Annotated in this window: 20 protein-coding genes; 7 read left to right on the forward strand and 13 right to left on the reverse strand. The window is 61.9% G+C overall.

From position 1 onward, the window contains the following. Positions 1 to 3: 3 nt before the first annotated feature. Genes NKI59_RS20920 through NKI59_RS20945 form a run of 6 tightly spaced genes read right to left on the reverse strand, consistent with a single transcriptional unit; the run spans position 4 to position 7,018 of the window. Positions 4 to 438 carry a ribulose bisphosphate carboxylase small subunit gene (locus tag NKI59_RS20920; RefSeq protein ID WP_023678835.1) on the reverse strand — a complete coding sequence of 145 codons (435 nt, stop codon included), beginning with the start codon at positions 436 to 438 and terminating at the stop codon, positions 4 to 6. Positions 439 to 456: 18 nt separating this feature from the next. Beyond that, positions 457 to 1,950 (reverse strand): ribulose-bisphosphate carboxylase large subunit, encoded by a 1,494-nt coding sequence (locus NKI59_RS20925; RefSeq protein WP_376705236.1) that lies wholly within the window; start codon positions 1,948 to 1,950, stop codon positions 457 to 459. Positions 1,951 to 1,971: 21 nt separating this feature from the next. After that, positions 1,972 to 3,051: a class II fructose-bisphosphate aldolase gene (gene fba / locus NKI59_RS20930; protein ID WP_352706500.1), complete on the reverse strand. Its 1,080-nt coding sequence runs from the start codon at positions 3,049 to 3,051 to the stop codon at positions 1,972 to 1,974. 10 nt (positions 3,052 to 3,061) lie between these two features. Next, on the reverse strand, positions 3,062 to 5,083 hold the full coding sequence (gene tkt / locus NKI59_RS20935; protein ID WP_352706502.1) for a transketolase: 2,022 nt from the start codon (positions 5,081 to 5,083) through the stop codon (positions 3,062 to 3,064). 10 nt (positions 5,084 to 5,093) lie between these two features. Continuing rightward, on the reverse strand, positions 5,094 to 5,966 hold the full coding sequence (locus tag NKI59_RS20940) for a phosphoribulokinase (RefSeq protein ID WP_023678839.1): 873 nt from the start codon (positions 5,964 to 5,966) through the stop codon (positions 5,094 to 5,096). A gap of 5 nt (positions 5,967 to 5,971) precedes the next feature. Continuing rightward, positions 5,972 to 7,018, reverse strand: coding sequence for a class 1 fructose-bisphosphatase (locus NKI59_RS20945; RefSeq protein WP_352622902.1), 1,047 nt, complete (start codon positions 7,016 to 7,018; stop codon positions 5,972 to 5,974). A 122-nt stretch (positions 7,019 to 7,140) separates the two neighbouring features. Between NKI59_RS20945 and NKI59_RS20950 the strand changes: the two genes are divergently transcribed. Next, entirely contained in the window at positions 7,141 to 8,076 is a 936-nt protein-coding gene (locus tag NKI59_RS20950; protein ID WP_352706505.1) for a LysR family transcriptional regulator, read from the forward strand. Between the two features lie 235 nt (positions 8,077 to 8,311). On the opposite strand, the gene NKI59_RS20955 is transcribed toward NKI59_RS20950, so the two are convergent. After that, entirely contained in the window at positions 8,312 to 8,770 is a 459-nt protein-coding gene (locus NKI59_RS20955) for a nuclear transport factor 2 family protein (RefSeq protein WP_352637977.1), read from the reverse strand. A gap of 111 nt (positions 8,771 to 8,881) precedes the next feature. Further along, entirely contained in the window at positions 8,882 to 9,229 is a 348-nt protein-coding gene (locus NKI59_RS20960; RefSeq protein ID WP_352706508.1) for a hypothetical protein, read from the reverse strand. A gap of 93 nt (positions 9,230 to 9,322) precedes the next feature. Here NKI59_RS20960 and NKI59_RS20965 point away from each other — a divergent pair, with 93 nt between their 5' ends. The 4 genes from NKI59_RS20965 (at position 9,323) to NKI59_RS20980 (ending at position 12,630) form a co-directional block, all read left to right on the forward strand. Further along, entirely contained in the window at positions 9,323 to 9,901 is a 579-nt protein-coding gene (locus NKI59_RS20965) for a TetR/AcrR family transcriptional regulator (protein ID WP_352706510.1), read from the forward strand. A gap of 46 nt (positions 9,902 to 9,947) precedes the next feature. Continuing rightward, positions 9,948 to 11,252, forward strand: coding sequence for a beta-ketoacyl-ACP synthase II (gene fabF / locus NKI59_RS20970; RefSeq protein ID WP_352706512.1), 1,305 nt, complete (start codon positions 9,948 to 9,950; stop codon positions 11,250 to 11,252). Positions 11,253 to 11,318: 66 nt separating this feature from the next. Further along, on the forward strand, positions 11,319 to 12,134 hold the full coding sequence (locus NKI59_RS20975) for an oxidoreductase (protein ID WP_352622896.1): 816 nt from the start codon (positions 11,319 to 11,321) through the stop codon (positions 12,132 to 12,134). Positions 12,135 to 12,429: 295 nt separating this feature from the next. Further along, complete coding sequence (locus NKI59_RS20980; RefSeq protein ID WP_023678847.1) at positions 12,430 to 12,630, forward strand: hypothetical protein; 201 nt, start codon at positions 12,430 to 12,432, stop codon at positions 12,628 to 12,630. Between the two features lie 27 nt (positions 12,631 to 12,657). Here NKI59_RS20980 and NKI59_RS20985 read toward each other — a convergent pair whose 3' ends face one another. From NKI59_RS20985 to NKI59_RS21005, 5 genes are all read right to left on the reverse strand, one after another. Beyond that, positions 12,658 to 13,287 carry a hypothetical protein gene (locus NKI59_RS20985; protein ID WP_352706515.1) on the reverse strand — a complete coding sequence of 210 codons (630 nt, stop codon included), beginning with the start codon at positions 13,285 to 13,287 and terminating at the stop codon, positions 12,658 to 12,660. Continuing rightward, positions 13,287 to 14,147, reverse strand: a complete 861-nt coding sequence (locus NKI59_RS20990) for a lanthanide ABC transporter permease protein PedC (protein WP_352458846.1) — start codon at positions 14,145 to 14,147, stop codon at positions 13,287 to 13,289. Before NKI59_RS20990 ends, NKI59_RS20985 begins: the two co-directional genes overlap by 1 nt. Before the next feature lie 11 nt (positions 14,148 to 14,158). Then, positions 14,159 to 14,947, reverse strand: a complete 789-nt coding sequence (locus NKI59_RS20995) for a lanthanide ABC transporter ATP-binding protein PedB/LutE (RefSeq protein ID WP_352706517.1) — start codon at positions 14,945 to 14,947, stop codon at positions 14,159 to 14,161. Between the two features lie 98 nt (positions 14,948 to 15,045). After that, positions 15,046 to 16,011, reverse strand: coding sequence for a YVTN family beta-propeller repeat protein (locus NKI59_RS21000; protein WP_352706519.1), 966 nt, complete (start codon positions 16,009 to 16,011; stop codon positions 15,046 to 15,048). A 21-nt stretch (positions 16,012 to 16,032) separates the two neighbouring features. After that, positions 16,033 to 17,208 (reverse strand): lanthanide ABC transporter ABC transporter substrate-binding protein PedA1, encoded by a 1,176-nt coding sequence (locus tag NKI59_RS21005; RefSeq protein ID WP_352706555.1) that lies wholly within the window; start codon positions 17,206 to 17,208, stop codon positions 16,033 to 16,035. A gap of 315 nt (positions 17,209 to 17,523) precedes the next feature. Between NKI59_RS21005 and NKI59_RS21010 the strand changes: the two genes are divergently transcribed. Together NKI59_RS21010 and gfa are read left to right on the forward strand one after the other, a co-directional pair. After that, positions 17,524 to 18,651 carry an S-(hydroxymethyl)glutathione dehydrogenase/class III alcohol dehydrogenase gene (locus tag NKI59_RS21010; protein ID WP_352541895.1) on the forward strand — a complete coding sequence of 376 codons (1,128 nt, stop codon included), beginning with the start codon at positions 17,524 to 17,526 and terminating at the stop codon, positions 18,649 to 18,651. 70 nt (positions 18,652 to 18,721) lie between these two features. Further along, the gene (gfa, locus tag NKI59_RS21015) at positions 18,722 to 19,291 is read left to right on the forward strand and encodes an S-(hydroxymethyl)glutathione synthase (protein WP_352451333.1); all 570 of its coding nucleotides are present in this window, start codon (positions 18,722 to 18,724) and stop codon (positions 19,289 to 19,291) included. The last annotated feature ends 393 nt before the right edge of the window (positions 19,292 to 19,684 follow it).

Below are 19,684 nucleotides of genomic sequence, written 5' to 3' on the forward strand. Positions count from 1 at the left end.
CGCCTAGCTCCGTTCGCCTTCGGGCCTATCGGTCGCATAAGGCACGATCGAATAGCCCTGACTGCGGCCGTCACGCTCTTGGCGCAGCAGCCGGAACCCGGGTTCATTGGGTGGCCGGTTGACGATGAATGACATGCGCGGTGCTTCCCAGCCCTTGGTCGAATCGAAGGCGGTGACCCGGACATACATGTTGGGCATAGCTTTCCGGCAATTGTTGACTTCAAGCAGGATGCCCGCCGGGTCCCTCAGGTCGAACATCGGGTTGCCGTACATTTCCCAATAGGTGTTTCGCGGGTGTGGATCGTCCGTGTACTCGACGCTGACCGCCCAGTGGTTTTTCAGTGCGTATTTGATCTGCGCCGAAATCTGCTCATCGGTTAGCTCGGGCAGGAACGAAAACTGTCCCTGCGTGACCTTGTTTCCGGGATTGGTCATCATGGCGACGGTTCCTTTCGTCTAGAAGCTCGGCGTTGCGGTTGGCACAAAGTCGGCCGTGTCGGTCGATTCGTAGTTGAAGGTGACGTCCTTCCACGTCTCCAGGGCCGCCTTGAGCGGCGTGCACCATCTGGCCGCCTGTTCGAGGATTTTGGTCCCTTCGCGCAGATAGTCGCGGCCCTCGTTGCGGGCGAGGATCATCGCCTCCAACGCGACGCGATTGGCCGTCGCGCCGGCCTGGATGCCGTCCGGATGGCCGATCGTGCCGCCGCCGAACTGCAGGATGACGTCCTCGCCGAGATAATGGATCAACTGGTGCATCTGGCCGGCATGGATGCCACCGGAGGCGACGGGCATCACCTTGTTGAGCGAGGCCCAGTCCTGATCGAAGAACAGCCCGGTTTCGAGGTTCTGCGGCGTGCGCTCCTCGCGCAGCGTGTCATAAAACCCCTTGATCATAAGCGGGTCGCCTTCCAGCTTGCCGACCACCGTGCCGGCATGGATGTGATCGACGCCGGCCATCCGCATCCATTTGCAGATGACGCGAAAATTCATGCCGTGGTTCTTCTGGCGCGAATAGGTCGAGTTGCCGGCCCGGTGGAGGTGCAGGATCATGTCGTTGCGGCGTGCCCACTTGGCCATCGACTGGATCGCCGTGTAACCGATGACGAGGTCGATCATGACGATGCAGGAGCCAAGCTGTTTTGCAAATTCGGCGCGCTCGTACATCTCCTCCATCGTGCCGGCGGTGACGTTGAGATAATGGCCCTTGACTTCGCCGGTGGCGGCCGACGCCTTGTTCACTGCCTCCATGCAGTAGAGGAAACGGTCGCGCCAATGCATGAAGGGCTGTGAGTTGATGTTCTCGTCGTCCTTGACGAAGTCGAGGCCACCCTTCAGCGCCTCGTAGACGACGCGGCCGTAGTTGCGGCCGGACAGGCCAAGTTTCGGCTTCGTCGTCGCGCCGAGCAGCGGCCGGCCGAACTTGTCGAGCCGCTCGCGTTCCACCACGATGCCGGTCGCCGGGCCCTGGAAGGTCTTGAGGTAAGCCACCGGGATGCGCATGTCCTCGAGCCGCAAGGCCTTGACGGCCTTGAAGCCGAACACGTTGCCGATGATCGATGCAGTCAGGTTGGCGATGGAGCCGGGCTCGAACAGGTCGAGGTCGTAGGCGATATAGGCGAAGTACTGTTGCTCGATCCTGGTGCCTGGACCTGTGTTCGGGACCGGCTCGGATTTGAATGCCTTGGCGCGGTAGAGCTCGCAGGCGGTCAGCCTGTCGGTCCACACCACGGTCCATGTCGCGGTAGAGGATTCACCGGCGATGGCGGCGGCCGCCTCCTCGTGGTCGACGCCGGGCTGCGGCGTGATCCGAAACATGGCGATCAGGTCGGTCTCCTTGGGCCGGTAGTCCGGCTCCCAGTAGCCCATCTTCTTGTAGGGGATGACGCCCGACCTGTAGCGTTCCTTGCCCTCCTTGAGCGTGCCTGCTGAGGGCATGTCGATCTTGTTCATGGCAGGTCTCCTGTTTGCCGTTCAGGCGGCTTTCGCGGTTGCGATTTGGGGGTCGAGCTTTCCTGTGGCGTAACGTTTCGCCATCTCATCCATGGCGATCACCCTGATCTTCGACGCGTGGCCTGCGGTGCCGAAGCGTTCGAAGCGATCGCGGCAAAGGTCGCGCAGGGCGTCCATGGCGGGTTTCAGGAATTTACGCGGATCGAATTCGCGCGGGTCCTCCGTCGCAACGCGGCGGAACTGCCCGGCCATGGCCATTCGGCAATCGGTGTCGATGTTGACCTTGCGCACGCCGTAGCGGATGCCGCGCTCGATTTCCTCGACCGGGACGCCAAAGGTCTGGGGCATCTCGCCGCCATAGTTGTTGATGATGTCCTGCAGTTCCTGCGGCACGGAGGAAGACCCGTGCATGACCAGATGCGTGTTGGGCAGCTTTTCGTGGATCGCCTCGATCACCTGCATGGCCAGCATACCGCCGTCAGGCTTGCGGCTGAATTTATAGGCGCCGTGCGAGGTACCGCAGGCGATCGCCAGCGCGTCGACCCGGGTGGCGGTCACGAAGTCGACCGCCTGATCGGGATCGGTCAAAAGCTGGTCATGGGAAAGCGCACCTTCGGCGCCGTGCCCGTCCTCGGCCTCGCCCTGGCCGGTTTCCAGCGAGCCGAGCACGCCGAGCTCGCCTTCGACCGAAGCGCCGACCCAATGTGCCATGCGTGCGACACGTTCGGTGATGGCGACGTTGTAATCGTAGCTCGCCGGTGTCTTGGCATCCGCCATCAGCGATCCGTCCATCATCACCGAGGTGAAGCCGTGGCGGATCGCCGACAGGCAGGTGGCCTCGTTGTTGCCGTGATCCTGATGGATGCATAGCGGAACGGCCGGATGGATTTCGGTCAACGCCTCCATCATCTTGGCCAGCATGATGTCATTGGCATAGGAACGGGCGCCGCGCGAGGCCTGGATGATAACCGGCGCATCGCAGGCCCTGGCGGCCTCCATGATGGCGAGGCCCTGTTCCATGTTGTTGATGTTGAATGCCGGCACCCCGTAGCCGTGCTCGGCGGCATGGTCGAGAAGCTGGCGAAGGGTGATGCGGGCCATGGTCGTCCTCCTAGATGATGAGCTTCAGCGCCGCTGCCGCGACGGCTTCGGGCGTGATGTCGAAATGCCGGTAAAGGTCCGGGGCAGGGGCGCTGGCGCCGAAACCGGCCATGCCGACGAAAGTGCCGGTGTCGCCGATCCAGCGGTCCCAGCCGAGCCGTGCTGCGGCTTCGATGGCAATGCGGGGCGCCGAGCCGAGGACGGCCTTGCGGGTGCCGGCGTCCTGCTCCTCGAAAAGCTCCCAGCACGGCATCGAGACAATCGCGGCGGCGACGCCGTGCTCGGTCTCCAGCCGTAGGGCGGCGGCAACCGCGATTTCGACCTCCGAGCCGGTGGCGATCAGCGTCACCGCGCGGTGCCCGGCTGGCTCGCGCAGGATGTAGGCGCCCCGGCTCGACCGGTTCTCGTCGCTGTGTGGCTCGTCGCTAGGTGCTTGGCGCAGCATCGGCAGGTTCTGGCGCGAGAGCACCAGCACGCTTGGCCGCTTCTCGCTTCTCAGCGCCAGTTCCCAGCACTCCGCCGTTTCGATGATGTCGGCCGGACGGAAGACGTTGAGGTTTGGCGTCGCCCGCAGCATCGCCAGGTGCTCGACCGGCTGGTGGGTCGGGCCGTCCTCGCCGAGACCAATGGAATCATGCGTCATCACATAGATGACGCGCTGGCCCATGAGCGCCGAGAGCCGCATCGCGCCGCGCGCGTAGTCGGCGAAGCACAGGAACGTGCCGCCATAAGGCACGAAGCCGCCATGCAGTGCGATGCCGTTCATGGCTGCGGCCATGCCGTGCTCGCGGATTCCGTAGTGGATGTAGCGGCCGGCGTAGTCACCCGGCGCGATGCGGTTCATACCCTTGGTGATCGTCAGGTTCGAATGCGTCAGATCGGCGGAGCCGCCGACGGTCAGTTCGGTTGCGCCATTGATCGCAGCGAGTGCCATTTCCGAGGCTTTTCGCGTTGCAACCTTGGTGGCCTTCCCGACATGTTCCTTGCGGAAGGCGCCGAGCGCTTCGAAGACCGCGTCGGGCAGGGCGCCGGCGACCGCGCCCTCGAAGGCCTGGCGCCGCGGCGAGGCGGCAAGCCGCTGCTCCCAGGCGCGGCGTGCCGCTTGACCGCGGCCGGCAATCTCGCGCCAGGCGAAAAGGATATCGTCCGGCACCTCGAACGGCGCGAAGGCCCAGCCGATGTTTTCGCGCGTCGCGGCGATCTCCGCATCGCCCAGCGGCGCGCCATGCGTCTTTTCCGAACCGCCCAGATTGGGCGCTCCCTTGCCGATCACCGTGCGGCAGGCGATCAGAGACGGCTGGTCCGATTGCTGCGCCGCTTCGATTGCCGCCGCAACGGTTTCGGTGTCGTGGCCGTTCACCGACTGGACATGCCATCCAGCGGCTTTGAACCGCGCCGGCTGGTCCATCGATGTCGACAGGGAAGTGGGCCCGTCGATCGAGATCGCATTGTCGTCCCAAAAGACGATCAGCCGGGAGAGCTTCAGGTGACCGGCAAGATCGATCGCCTCGTGGCTGATGCCTTCCTGCAGGCAGCCGTCGCCGGCGATCGCGTAGGTGAAATGGTCGACGAGATCGGCGCCGTGGCGGGCCGCAAGCATGCGCTCCGCCAGCGCCATGCCGACAGCGGTCGAAATGCCTTGTCCAAGCGGGCCGGTCGTCGTCTCGATGCCAAGCGCATGGCCATATTCCGGATGTCCGGCGGTGCGGCTGCCCAGCTGGCGAAACCGCTGCAATTCTTCGATAGGCATGTCTTCAAAGCCTAGCAGGTAATGCAGCGCATACTGCAGCATCGAGCCGTGCCCGGCCGAGAGCACGAAGCGGTCACGATCGGGCCAGTTGGGGGCCGACGGATCGATATTGATGAAGCGGCTGAACAGCACCGTTGCGACATCGGCCATGCCCATCGGCATGCCCGGATGACCGGAATTGGCCTTTTGGACGCTGTCCATCGCCAGTGCGCGAATGGCGTTGGCCATGTCGCGCTCCGAGACGGCGGCGACGGGCTTCAGTGCTGCTGCCTGGCTGTTCATGGCGTCCTCCTCACGACACACGGTTCTTGCGTTCGATCAATTGCAGGATGAGCGGCGTCAGGATCAGCTGCATGGCAAGGTCGAGCTTGTTGCCGGGCACCACTATGGAATTCGGCCGCGACATGAACGAGTCGTGGATCATCGAAAGCAGGTAGGGGAAATCGATGCCGCGGGGATTGGCGAAGCGGATAACCAGCATCGATTCGTCGGGCGTCGGTATCCAGCGCGCGATGAATGGATTGGACGTGTCGACGATCGGCACGCGCTGGAAGTTGATGGCGGTCTGCGAAAACTGCGGGACGATGTAGCGGACATAGTCCGGCATGCGGCGCAGGATCACGTCCATCACCGCCTCGGTGGAATAGCCGCGCGTTGCGCGGTCGCGATGGATCTTCTGGATCCATTCGAGATTTATGACCGGCACCACGCCGATCTTGAGATCCGCGTGCCTGGCCAGGTTGATCTTGTCGGTGACGACGCAGCCATGCAGGCCCTCGTAGAAGAGCAGGTCGCTCGGCGGAAATTCGCGCCATTCGGTGAAATGTCCCGGCGGCGTGCCGTACTGCTTCTCCTCATCCTCATCATGGATGTATGTGCGGGTCTTTCCGGTTCCCCGGCGGCCATATTCCTCGAATACCTCTTCGAGGATTGCCAGTTCATTGGCCTCGGCGTGGAAGTGGGTGAAGTTCGGATTGCCCGCCTTTTCCTCCTCGGCCACCTTCGCCTTCATCGTGGCGCGGTCGTAGCGATGGAAAGCATCGCCTTCGATGAAGGCGGCGCCGATGTTCTCGCGCCGGAAGATCAGTTCGAAGATGCGCTTGACAGAGGTAGTGCCTGCGCCCGACGACCCGGTGATGGTAATGATGGGGTGCTTTGCCGACATGGTCTTCAGGCCCTGAAAAGGCCGCGGCGGCTGAACAGCGGCGCGCGCTCGCCGATGGCGCTCGGTTCGGTGTGGTAGCGGGTGATGCGCGCGACTTCGCGCGCCGATCCGAAAACCATGGGCACGCGCTGGTGCAGGTTCTCTGGTTCGATTTCGAGGATGCGGGTGATCGTATCGGTGGCGGCACCGCCCGCCTGTTCGACGAGATAGGCGATCGGGTTTGCCTCATAGACGAGGCGCAGTCGCCCCTGGCGGTAAGTCTTGCGCTTGTCGCCTGGATACAGGAATACGCCGCCGCGCATCAATATGCGGTAGCAGTCCGCGACCAGGGAGGCGATCCAGCGCATGTTGAAGTCCTTCTCGCGTGGGCCTTCGGTACCTTCGAGGCAGTCGTCGATGTAGAGCCGCACCGCCTCGTCCCAATGCCGGTAGTTGGCGGCGTTGATGGCGAACTCCTGGGTTCGCTGTGGGATGATCCGGCTCTCGTAGGCCTGGACGAAGGTGCCGAGCCTGGTCGAGAGAACGAAGATATGCGTGCCGCTGCCGAGCGACAGAACCAGCGCCAGCTGCGGGCCGTAGATGAAGAAACCGGCGCCCAGCTGGTTCACGCCTGCCTGCAAAAAGGAGGCGGCCGGATTCCCATCCGGCGCACCAATTGCAGGGAGGAGCGAGAAGACCGTTCCGATCGACACGTTGGTGTCGATGTTGGATGAGCCGTCGAGCGGGTCGATGGCGATGGCAAGAGGCGCTTGCCTGTCGAGCAGCACCGGCTGCTCCAGTTCCTCGGAAGCGTAAAGCGCGATCGGAGCGTGGCGCATGGCGTTGAGGAAGATGTCATCGGCGAAGACATCGAGATCCTTCTGGATGTCGCCGTCAGCATTGGCGCCGCGGGTTCCCGCAAAGGCCGTGCCGAGCACCCCTTGATTGATGGTGTTGCGGATCGTGGTGGCCGCCTGCGTCAGCTGACGGATGGTCGCTACGACGGCGGAGCGCAGTTCGTCCGGCTCGCCAAGATAGGAGTTCAGAAAAGCGTCGAGCGTTGCCGCTGGCATCGTAACCTCCCGATCCAGCCGCCTCTCCTCGGTCGGCCGGATTGGGAAAGGAGAACAAACGACGCTGGATAAGTAAAATTCAATAACTTTACTCAGGCACTTAAAAAATTTTAGTATGCTGTATGAGAAATCTCACGCTCAAGCAGTTCAAGACCGTTCAGGCAATCGTCGCCCACGGGAGAATTGTCAGTGCGGCCAAAGTGTTAGGCCTGTCTCCTCCAGCGGTGACGATTCAGTTGCGGCAAGTTGAGGAAGAGTTCCAGCTGGCCTTGTTCGACCGGACGTCGGACGGCATGCGTCCCACTGCCGCAGGTCTGGCCTTCGTCGAGACGGCACAGGCCATCGAGGAGCGGCTTCGTCTGCTCGAAGACAAGATGGATGCGATCAAGGGCGTGCGCGCCGGCAGCTTGCGGCTCGGCGTCGTTTCCACGGCCAAATATTTCGCACCGCGGCTGATGGCCGCCTTCATGAAGGAACATCCCGATATCGACATGCGGCTTGCCATCGGCAACCGCGCCGAGACGATCGATAATCTGAAGAACCACGACATCGATCTCGCGCTGATGGGACGCCCGGCGAAGGAAGTCCCGGTGCGTGCTTCGGTCTTCGGCGATCACCCGCTGGTCATCATCGCACCGCCCGACCACCCGCTGGCGTCGGCACGCGACATTTCCAAGGAGCGGATCGCCGAGGAGCATTTCCTCATTCGCGAGCCCGGCTCCGGAACGCGCATCTCACTGGAAATATTTTTGAGCGACGTGCCCGGCCGCATCGACGATCTCGGCGTCGAGATGGGCTCGAACGAGACCATCAAGCAGGCGGTGATGGCCGGGCTCGGCATTGCGTTCATCTCTGCCCACACCATCGCTTCCGAAACCGAAGCCGGCCGGCTGGTCATCCTCGACGTCGTCGGCATGCCGATCCGCCGGCAATGGTTTTCGGTGATGCGCAGCGATCACGCGATCTCGCCGGCGATGGCGACCTTCCACGATTTTCTGATGCGCAAGGGCGCGATGTACCTGCCACTGTTCGGCAAGCTCTATCCGCACGAGGACTGAACAGTAGAGGTCGCGCGAGTTAGGGCGCGCGGTCCAGGCAAACGCTTCAGATAAACGATGGTGTGTATCAGCGGCTGATCGGCTGTGATCTCCGGACCGACGTCCACGAGCCGAGGATAGGCAGGCATCGCTGGTGGCACGCATTTGCGGAGCCGAGGCGACCGCCCTCCAAGCGCTGGCCCACGCGGTAGCGCCCCCGCGTTCACGGAACGGGTGGGCTCTGACTGAGCGTCTGCTAGCCTACAATTGGTTCGGCGACAGCTTCTTCTAGGCCAGCTGCCGCTTGGGCGGCAAGACCGCGGGCCGCTGCTTGTGAATCGTAAAATTCCTCAAGTGCATAGACTCTGCCCCACCGCAGGGTGAACACGTGTAGACCACGGTTGACGTACGACGCGTCGCCATTGAGCAGCGTTGCGGTGCCGTCCCACTGGGCAAACACGGTAGTATGCCACGGCCAGCCCTTCACCCAGATGTGGTTGACCGTGAGATGGAGATTGGGCAGGACGCGGCCGAGGCGCTCAAACCAGCGGCGCATGGCTTCTTTGTCGCGGCGCTCACCACCAAGTGCGTGGGCGCCGGAAACGCGGTGATGGACATGCAGCGCGAGTGCCTTCACCGCCTCATCCCAGCGATGGTTGTTGACGTGGTCGAAGCTCTCTCGGATCGATTTCTCGACAAAATAACTGTATAGCATTTGACCTCTCCTCAAGCTTATTCGATGGCGTGATCGAGGCACCGTGTGGCGAGCCGAGCGGACGCGAGAGCCCACGGCCAGCAGCACGCCGGCTGCGGTCTGAACTTCGGCTCAGCGTATTGTCGCGTCGGCTCGCAGATGCATGTCAGTCTCGGTCGAGACCGTCACCTCATCCCCGGACCTTGAGAACGCGTAGAGCGAGTCCTGGTGGCCCGGCATGGAAAATGCCACGGAGTCGTCGTCGGCGAGGCCCATGACGACGCGCAGCGGATCGCCCCCGGTCTTCAGCGCGAAGGTGGCGGTGACCTCCAGGAGGTCGCCGTCGACCGGGACATAGTAGACCACCATGTCAAGGTGTCCCTCGTGCAGGCTGCCGGCTTCGATCGGGCGTCCGATGGTGGCCTCCTCGGCAAAAGCCGGGGCCGCAAGAAACAGCGCGGCCAGGAGCGATGCGCTCAAGGTTTGCGGATCATTTCGTATCTCCTTTTTAGATTGCGTTCGAACTCTATATAGGCTATAGATTACGAACGCAATCTAAAAAAGAGGTCAACAATGCGCGTAAGTCGTACTCAGGCAGCGGAAAACCGAGAAACCGTAATCAACGTGGCAAGTCGCCTTTTTCGGGAGCGCGGCTTTGATGGTATCGGCCTTAAGGATCTGATGAAGGGTGCCGGACTGACCCAAGGCGCGTTTTACAAGCAGTTCGCATCCAAGGACGACCTGGCGGCGCAGGCGTCCAGGCGGGCGATGGAGAGCGCCACCCGTCGATGGTCGGCCGCGACCGCGGCAAACCCTGATGATCCGCTTGGCGCGGTGATCGCGTTCTACCTCAGTATGGACCATCGCGGAGAAAAGATGGACGGCTGCCCGATCGTGGCGCTCGGCTCGGATGCCGCCAGACAGGGCAAGGACGTGAAAGCGCCGTTCGAAGCCGGGATCAAGGAGCATCTCGAGATCCTCGGCCGTTTCATTGCTGAGACCAGTGACGGGGAGTTCGATGGCAGGGCCATGGCCATTCTCTCGACGATGGTCGGTGCGCTGATGTTATCGCGCGTCATCAACGATCCTGACCTCGCGCGGGCCTTTCTGGATGCGGCGGCCAATCAAGTTCGTGAATCAGCCGGCACTTGAACGGCGTCGCGGCGCCTGCGGCGCGCCCAAACTGACAGGAAAATAGATGCGACGGATTGTTGTTACGGGCATGGGAGCGGTTACGCCCCTTGCTGCCGATGTTGAAACGTCCTGGTCGCGTCTCCTGGCCGGCCGCTCGGGCATCCGGAGGCTTGCGGATGATGTGGTGTGCGACCTGCCGGCGAAGGTCGGCGGGGTGGTGCCCTCCACAGAACAAGATCCGGACGCTGGTTTCGATCCGGAAGCCATCCTTCCGCCGAAGGATCAGCGCAAGGTAGACCGGTTCATTCTCTTTGCGCTGGCCGCGGCACAAGAGGCGCTCGCCCAAGCAAGATGGGCCCCCGTCTCGGAAGCGGATCGCTTGCGCACGGCCACGATCATCGCCTCGGGCGTCGGCGGGTTCCCGGCCATAACCGAGGCGGTGCGCACGGTCGACCGGCGCGGCGTCCGCCGTCTATCACCTTTTACGGTGCCGTCCTTCCTGGTGAACCTCGCGGCAGGCCACGTCTCGATCCGCTATGGCTTCAAAGGTCCGCTCGGTGCACCCGTAACGGCGTGCGCGGCCGGCATTCAGGCGATCGGCGATGCGGCTCGCCTAATCCGCGCCAACGAGGCCGATATTGCCGTGTGCGGCGGGACGGAAGCATGCATGAATCTTGTCAGCCTCGGTGGGTTTGCGGCGGCACGCTCTCTTTCGACGTCCTTTAATCACCGTCCTGATGAGGCCTCCCGACCGTTCGACAAGTCGCGGGACGGCTTCGTCATGGGCGAAGGAGCCGGCATGCTGGTCATCGAGGAATTGAGCCACGCGCTGGCGCGCGGCGCAAGACCGCTGGCCGAGCTTGTCGGCTACGGCACGACGGCGGATGCTCATCACGTCACCTCCGGTCCCGAGGACGGCGACGGTGCGCGCCGGGCCATGGAGATCGCAATCGCCCAAGCAGGGATTTCGCCCCGCGAGGTTCGTCATCTCAATGCCCATGCGACCTCCACGCCGCTGGGCGACCTGGGTGAGATCGAAGCGATCAAGAGCGTGTTCGGGCGCGATTTCGCGATAGCTGTCAGTGCAACGAAATCGGCGACCGGACACCTGCTCGGAGCCGCCGGCGGGCTCGGAGCAATCTTCGCAATCCTGGCGCTCAGGGATCAGATGGCACCGCCGACCCTCAATCTGAGCGCTCCCGATCCGGCCGGCGACGGGATCGACTTCGTCGCAAACCGGGCCCGGCCGATGGCGATGGGCTATGCAATCTCCAATGGCTTCGGCTTCGGAGGCGTTAATGCCAGCGCGCTGTTCCGGCGCTGGACGGATGATCTGGCCGGCGCGTGTACCGGAGGCGCTCATGATTGACGCCTTTCGCTCCGACCTGTCGTGCTTCTCCCACGCCAATCCAAAACGAAGAAAGAAGTGACCTCCATGAACAAGACCAATCTAGGCGTCGCCCTGGTGACGGGGGCATCAAGCGGTATCGGGCACACAACGGCCAAAGCCCTGCAGAACGCGGGCTTTCGCGTGTTCGGAACCAGCCGTCGCGCGGTCGTCGACCGATCCGATGGCGTTACCATGCTGGCCTGTGACGTGACCGATGACACGTCCGTGGCGAAACTTGTCCAGGACGTGCTGGCCGAGACCGGGCGCATCGACCTGCTTGTCAATAATGCCGGCGTTGGCCTGCTTGGTGGCGCGGAGGAGTCCTCGATGGCCCAGGCCAAGTCGTTGTTTGACGTGAACGTCTTTGGCGTTATGCGAGTAACCAAAGCGGTGTTGCCGACAATGCGCCGCCAAGGCAAGGGCAGAATCGTCAATTTGAGCTCGGTGCAGGGGTTTATTCCAGCTCCCTATTTCGCGCTTTATTCGTCGACCAAGCATGCCGTTGAGGGCTACTCCGAATCGCTCGACCACGAACTGCGTACTTTCGGAATTCGCGTCGTGTTGGTGGAGCCCGCCTATACCCGCACCTCATTTGAAGAAAATCTCGCCAGGCCGGATCAGTTGCTTGACATCTATGACTCTGCTCGCGCTGGCATGAATGCAGCTGTGCGGAAAGCGATGGAAAAAGGCGATACGCCGGAAGTGGTGGCCAGGACCGTTTTGGCGGCTGCGACCGATCCCGCTCCGAAGGGGCGCTATGCGGCTGGAAAAATGGCGCGCCAGGTCAGTTTCCTGCGCCGTTTCGTCCCCGCATCCGCATTCGACAAGAGCCTGCGAAAGCAGAACGGACTGCCGGTCTGAGGTCGACAACAATGATATTCCTGTTTCGGTCGAGCCCATGCGAGAGCGCGTTCCAGGAGTTCACATTTTTTGGCACTGGCACAGCCGGACGCGCATCTTCGATGCGCGTGCGTCCGCGACCGAGCCCTGCGGTCATTGGCGTTAGATTAGTGCCATGTTATATTGCGGCGCGAAAGAGCGGGGGCCACGTTCCTTTCACACCCGTAAGTGATCCGTATGTGCGATCCCTGCAAACTGGTCGGTATCACGGAAACTCCCGGGCATGGGGTTCGGGAATCGATGGGGACAAGGGGTAATGCTCTACACGCTCGTTATGATGGTCTGCCTGACGGATGTGCCGCAGACCTGTGAACAACGCGAACAGATGGTGGACGGCCTGGCGATGAATCCCGGGACCGCCTTCATGCAGGCGCAATCGCTGGTAGCCCAGTGGATCGAGACGCATCCCGGTTATTTCGTTCAGCGCTGGCGCGTGCTGCCCGGCCGTGGATCGTGATATCCGCCGCGAAGATCGAATGAGGTTCTATTTCTTCGCGGCGAGCGTTTCCGAGACGGCCTTGGACAATTGATAAAGCCGCTGCTCGATTATCGTCGGCACTTCACAGACGTAGGTCAGTGATTGGACGCGTTCATTGAAAATTCGCGTTGCGAATTTCAGCTGTTCGGTTCGCCGATCGATCTCGTCGGGATCTGCATCCGGCTTTGCCCGCAATGCATCGACATCGGACGCTTCCTTGCGCAACGCGGCGGCCATTTCGAGCTGCTTGTGGGCGTAGCGGGAAATGCCGGAGATCACCTGGGAGCGCTCGGCGTCCAGGTGGTCGAACATGCCTTGCACCATCATCGCCATTTTGGGTGCAAGTTGCTCGGCCGGCAAGGAGGCCGCGAAATCCCTGATCTTCTTTTGAGCTTCCGCAATCGGCATCCGGCGAGCTGCCACTTCCTCGATCAGGGCGGAGATGGTGGGGTCCTTCGACCAGTCCTTCGCGGCTGAAGGAAGGTCCGGTCCGCTCCAGATCTGGCCGAGCGAGAGTTGCGGCACCTTTCGCTGCATGCAAGGCCAGTCTGGATCGGGGTTGGCTGCCATGGCGTTGACGCCCGGCGCGAGCATGGCGACCAGAGCCAGACCGCGAACATTGATCATTCGCGCCATCAGGCATTTCCTCCCGTGTCCTGTTTGCGGGTCATCAGGCCGCGCGAAGGGTCGTAGGCGATGATGGCGGCGGCAAGGAACAGCAGCGTGCAGCCGGCAACGACGCCCAGCGACAGCCAGTCAACCTGGCCGTAGAAGGCGAAGCGGATCAGTTCGACGGCGTAAGTAAATGGATTGGCGAGGCAGATTTTGTAGAGCAGGGGGCTAGCCTCCTGGATACGCCACAAGGGATAGAGTGCCGGAGAAGCGAAATAGCCGGGAAAGATGACGAAGTTCATGATGCCAGCGAAGTTTTCGAGCTGCTTGATCATTGAGGACAGAAGCATGCCGAGCGCGCACAGCATCATGCCTGACAGGAACAGCGCCGGCAGCACGGTGAGATAGCCAAGCGGCGGCGCCTTGACGCCCCAGAACCAGGCAACGATCAGGAACGCGTAAACCTGCGCGATCGACACGGCGACACCGGCGAGCATCTTCGAGATCAGTAAAAACCAACGCGGGAAGGGGCTGACCAGCAGGGTGCGCATGTTGCCCATTTCGCGATCATAGACCATCGACAGCGAAGACTGCATGCCCGAAAACAGCAGAATCATGCCGCACAGGCCCGGCGTGATGTAGACCTCGTAGAGCACGTAGGTCTTGTAGGGCGGGATGATCGATACGCCGAGCACCTGCCGGAATCCGGCGGCAAAAATGAACAGCCAGACGAGCGGCCGAACCAGCGAGGATATAAAGCGCTCGCGCTGATGCAGGAAGCGCAGGCACTCCCGCACGACGATCCCTTTGAGGCAAACGAGGTAGTGGTGGAGCCCAAACTGTTCGAACTTCACCGGCGTGAGGGCGGCGACTTTTGCGGGCATTGCGGGAGCGCTCATGGTGACATCTCCGCGATGCCGCTTGTTTCGATGCGGTTGAGCCTGGAAAAGGCGTCGCGGATCGAACTGGCACCGCTCGTCGCAACGACATCGGCGACCTTACCCTTGGCAACCAGGTCGCCCTGCCGCAGCATGACCACATGGTCGCCGTCTTCGACCTCATCGATCAGATGCGTCGCCCACAGCACACCGATGCCCTCGGTTTCGACGAGTTTGCGGATGGTGGCCAAAATGCCCGCACGCGACTGGATGTCGAGACCGACCGTCGCCTCGTCGAGCAGCAGCAGGGAAGGGCGGTGGAGCAGCGCCCGCGCGATCTCGATGCGCCGCATTTGGCCGCCGGAAAGACTGCGTGCCTTGTCATGCTGACGGCCCTGCATGTTGACTGTATCGAGCAGCGCGGCAATGCGCTGCCGGGCTTGGTGTCCGCCAATGCCATGCAGCGAGGCGTGGTAGGAGAGGTTCTGGTGGACGCTGAGGTCGAGGTCGAGCGTGCGTGCCTGGAATACGATGCCGACACGCCTGAGCGCTTCGCCCGAAGCGCGGCTGACGTCATGGCCGAAGATACGGATCGACCCGCGGCGGGTGCCGTAAAGATGGCTGATCAGTGAGAACAAAGTTGTCTTGCCGGCCCCATTGAGGCCGAGCAGAACGGTGAAAGTTCCCGGCGCGATCGAGAATGAGACGTCGTGGAGCGCTCGCTTCGGACCATAGGAATGGCTGATGCCGGCAACATCGAGCGCTGCCACCTCCTCCCCAGCTCCGCTTGTCCTCACATGCTGCATGCCGCTGGCTCCTTCGGGGCGCGCTGGTTATCTAGTGCACTTGCAACATCCCCGCGGCAAATATTCATCACGTCGGCCTCCCTGATCATTGCTGCGGTCTAGTGGGGCGATATGGCCACGCCCCAAGGCTGCTGGCCCACCGTAACCGATTGAACCGGCTCGTCCGTCGCCGTGTCGATGAATGTGATGTCGTTGGAATTGCCGTTGGTGGTGATCAGCGTCTTCTGATCGGGGGTGAAGTCGAGATGCCAGACGCGCTGGCCGACCAGGATGTATTTTTCCACCTCGTAGGTTTCGGTGTTGATGACGGCGACGTGGTTCGCTGGGCCGAGCGCGACATAGGCTTTCTTGCCGTCCGCGCTGATTGCGATGCCGACCGGCTGGATGGTTTCGGGCCGCAGTCCCGCAATCGCGAACTGGATCTTCTTCACCACCTCGCGTTTGAGACTGTCGATGACGCTGACGGTACCGCCGATTTCGGCACTGACCCAGATCTGTGATCCGTCGGGCTTGAATTGCGCAAAGCGCGGACGCGTGTCGACCAGGACGTTGTCGGTCACCTCATGGCTGTCGGTGTCGATGAAATGCGCCATGCTGGTGGTTTCGGAGGTGTTGACCATGGTTTTGCCATCGGGACTGACGGCCATGCCTTCAGGCTCCACCCCAACGGGAATCTCGGTCATGACCTGCTTGCTCTCGACGTTGATCGCGGTGACGAGATTGTCGTCCTCGTTGGCGACGTAGAGCGTCTTGCCGTCGGGCGAAAGCACGAACAGTTCGGGATCGGGGCCTGATGGCAGCGTGCCAACGATCTGCAGCGTCGCGGTATCGATGATTTCGATCGTATCGTCATCGCTAGCGCACAAATAGATGAACTTGCCGTCATGCGAGATGGTGATACCGCGCGGCCTCTGGCCGACTTCGACGGTCTTCACCACTTGCATCGTCGCCGTGTCGACGACCGTTATCGTATTGTCTTTCTCGTTGGAGACATAAACGGTGTAAGCCCACGCCGGATTGGCCATGAGGCCGAGGATGGCGAGTGCGCAAGCTCGTCTCTGCACGAAAATTCCTCCCGATTGGTTCTACTTAAGGACGCATTTCGTTTCCGGCTGATCGACGCCGAGCGTATCGAGCTCGGAGATTTGGTGGAGATAACCCTCCTGTGGCGATGTCGAGACCACGGATTTGGTGTCGCCGAGCAGGATTGGCTGGCGAAGCTGATGGTTCCACTGGCGGAAGGTCAGCTTCTGTCCCTTGAAGGCGGCGACCGAGAAATCGTCCGAGCCGATGTAGTCGCTGATCTTCTTCGGATCGTCGCCATTGGTCCGCGTGCTGGCTTCGCCCACCGCCCGCACCGCCGTCCAGGCCGACATATCCTTGGACAGCATTCGCCGGCCGGTCGTCCTCAGGAAACGGCTTTGCATTTGAATGCCACCCCATTGCTCGCTCGCGGGATGCCAGGACGATGCGACAAGACCGGCCGTGCCAGCGACCAGCCGCGGTGTCCAGGTGCGGTAGGGCACATAGGTTCCGAACACCTCGCTCTCATCGGCGACAAGCACCACGTCATGCTCCGGCAGATCCTGCGTGAACACGGAAATCTGCTGCTGTATCTGCGTGGCGCCGGTGTCGGTGCGGCGCGCCGTGCCAGTGTCTTTGAACTCCTTCTCGGCGACGATCTGACCGCCGAAGCGGGCCGCCGCGCGGCGCAACGCGGCCGCATAGAGATAATCCCGCTCATGCGAACCATAGAGCAGCACCCAATTCGGCCATTTCTTTATCACGAGATACTGCGCCAGCGCGTCAGCCAGCATGCTTCGTGTCGGCGCCACATGGAAAATGTTTATGCGGCAGTCTTCCTCGCGCAGGCTGTCGTCTGTGGCACCGACATTGAAGACCAGAACGCCCTTGTCGCGGGCGATGTCGGCGATCGACAGCAATTGCCTGGCCGAGAGGTCAGCGACAACATAGCGGTCACCTTTGGCAATCAGATCGTTGAACGCCTGAACCGCGTCCGCGTCCGGCTTGACCTCGGCTATGTCGAGGCTGAATTTCTGGCTGAGGAACTTTCCTGTCGTGTTGTTATCGCCGATCGCCACATTGGCGCCGGCGACACCTTCGTCGCGTGGCGGCAGGTCCAGCAGGGAAAGCGCCAGTTGCGGCGCGTAGGCCCGCAAATAACCTATTCTGATTTCGGTTATCTTTCTTTCCGGCCTGTCGGCCGCGACCGGTTGCTTGCCGGTCACTTCTTGGGCCATCACGCCTGTAACGTTGGCGGTCTGGAAAAAAAAGCACAAAAAGGCCGCGAGAGTGCCTGGCACCGCGCTCGTCATCGATAAAACTGCCCATTCTTGCACTAAAGTCCGATTGTTCCCGGACCAGCGCGAATTCAAGGTGCCCACAATGAGCTTAGCGGACGCCACAAGATTTATCAAAGCCGTGCAAGTGGACTTACGTGTCTGCTTTAGTCCTATGCCTTTTCGAGGATCCGGCGATGAATGAGCGTGTTGCGGTCTCATCCGCAGCAATGGCGGAATGAGAAACTCTATGGGTCGTCATGGGAGGATTGCCTGATGAAAACGCGCGCCGCTGTCGCCGTTGCCGCCGGAAAGCCGCTGCAGATCATGGAGGTCGACCTCGAAGGTCCCCGTGATGGCGAGGTGCTGGTCGAGATCAAGGCAACCGGCATCTGCCACACCGACGAGTTCACGCTGTCGGGCGCCGACCCGGAAGGCCTGTTTCCGGCGATCCTCGGCCATGAGGGCGCCGGCATCGTCGTCGACGTCGGCAAGGGCGTCACCTCGGTCAGGAAGGGTGACCATGTCATCCCGCTCTACACGCCGGAATGCCGGCAGTGCCCGTCCTGCCTGTCGCGCAAGACCAATCTGTGCACCGCCATCCGCGCCACGCAGGGACAGGGCTTGATGCCGGACGGCACCTCGCGCTTCTCGATCGGCAAGGACAAGCTGTTCCACTACATGGGCTGCTCGACCTTCTCCAACTTCACCGTGCTGCCCGAGATCGCGGTGGCCAAGGTCAATGCCGACGCCCCGTTCGACAAGATCTGCTACATCGGCTGCGGCGTCACCACCGGCATCGGTGCTGTCATCAACACGGCCAAGGTCGAGCAAGGCGCGACGGCGGTCGTGTTCGGCCTCGGCGGCATCGGCCTCAACGTCATCCAGGGCCTGCGCCTTGCCGGCGCCGACATGATCATCGGCGTCGACCTGAACAACGACAAGAAGGAATGGGGCGAGAAATTCGGCATGACGCATTTCGTCAATCCGAAGGAGATCGACGGCGATGTCGTGGCTCATCTCGTCAACATGACCAAGCGCGGCGCCGACCAGATCGGCGGCGCCGACTACACGTTCGACTGCACCGGCAACACCAAAGTCATGCGGCAGGCGCTAGAAGCGTCGCATCGCGGCTGGGGCAAGTCGGTCATCATCGGCGTTGCCGGCGCCGGCCAGGAGATCTCGACGCGGCCGTTCCAGCTGGTCACCGGCCGCACCTGGATGGGCACCGCCTTCGGCGGCGCGCGCGGCCGCACCGACGTGCCGAAGATCGTCGACTGGTACATGGCCGGCAAGATCGAGATCGATCCGATGATCACCCACACGCTGAAGCTCGAGGACATCAACAAGGGCTTTGACCTGATGCATGAAGGCAAGTCGATCAGGAGCGTGGTAGTTTACTGAGGAGGAGAAAGCCGCCGGCTAACCAGCCAGCGGCCGAAAATGCAGATGTTCAACACGGGAGGAGACAAAAATGCCGGAAAAACTGCATCCTAAAATCGACAATGGACTGCCACGGGAAAAGGCCGACTTTGCCGGCGGCACGCTGGTCTGCGCCTGCACCAGCAACCCGGTCAAGGTGAAGGTCAAGGGCCAGATCGCCCATAACCATGCCTGCGGCTGCACCAAATGCTGGAAGCCGGAAGGCGCACTGTTCTCGGTCGTGGCGGTTGCCGGTACAAACGACGTGACGGTGACCGAAAACGGCGACAAGCTGAAGATCGTCGATCCGGGCGCGCTGATCCTGCGCCATGCCTGCACCGGCTGCGGCGTCCACATGCACGGCCCGGTCGAGCGCGACCACGCTTTCAAGGGGCTGTCCTTCATCCATCCGGAACGCTTCCAGGAAGACGGCTGGTCGCCGCCGGGCTTCACCGCCTTTGTCTCTTCGATCATCGAGTCCGGTGTCGATCCGAGCCGCATGGACGGCATAAGGTCACAGCTGAAGTCGATCGGGCTCGAACCTTATGATTGCCTCAATCCAGGACTGATGGACTATATCGCCACCTGGACGGCCAAGAGGTCCGGCGCGTTGCCGGCCTAACGACCATCAGACACTATCTTTGGGGGCCGGACGAAATCGCCCGGTCCCAGGCGTTGGAACGAACGCAGGCGAGCGCGTAGACGGACACGCTTCGTAAGTCATTGCCGACGTGCTGTCAGCCTCGGGGGCGTTGGGCTCAACGGGAATACGCTGAAATTGGTCCAACCGGATCGTATAGCTTCAAGATCAGCGACTGCGATCAGTTGGTTCTGGCTTGGCGCGGCCCAGATCGTGGACTAGCTTGGATATCGCGGGCAAAGTCGCGCCCAAAGCGCGATGGCGGCAAGGTGGTGCTCCTTACCAGTACGATATCGAGCGCCTAGCGGCGCTTGAACGGCAGCACCATCAGCTTGCTGCGTTTTGTCCAGGAAACCAGCCCGTATACCAGCGCGT

The organism is Mesorhizobium sp. M0598, assembly GCF_040320865.1.
Lineage (GTDB): Bacteria > Pseudomonadota > Alphaproteobacteria > Rhizobiales > Rhizobiaceae > Mesorhizobium.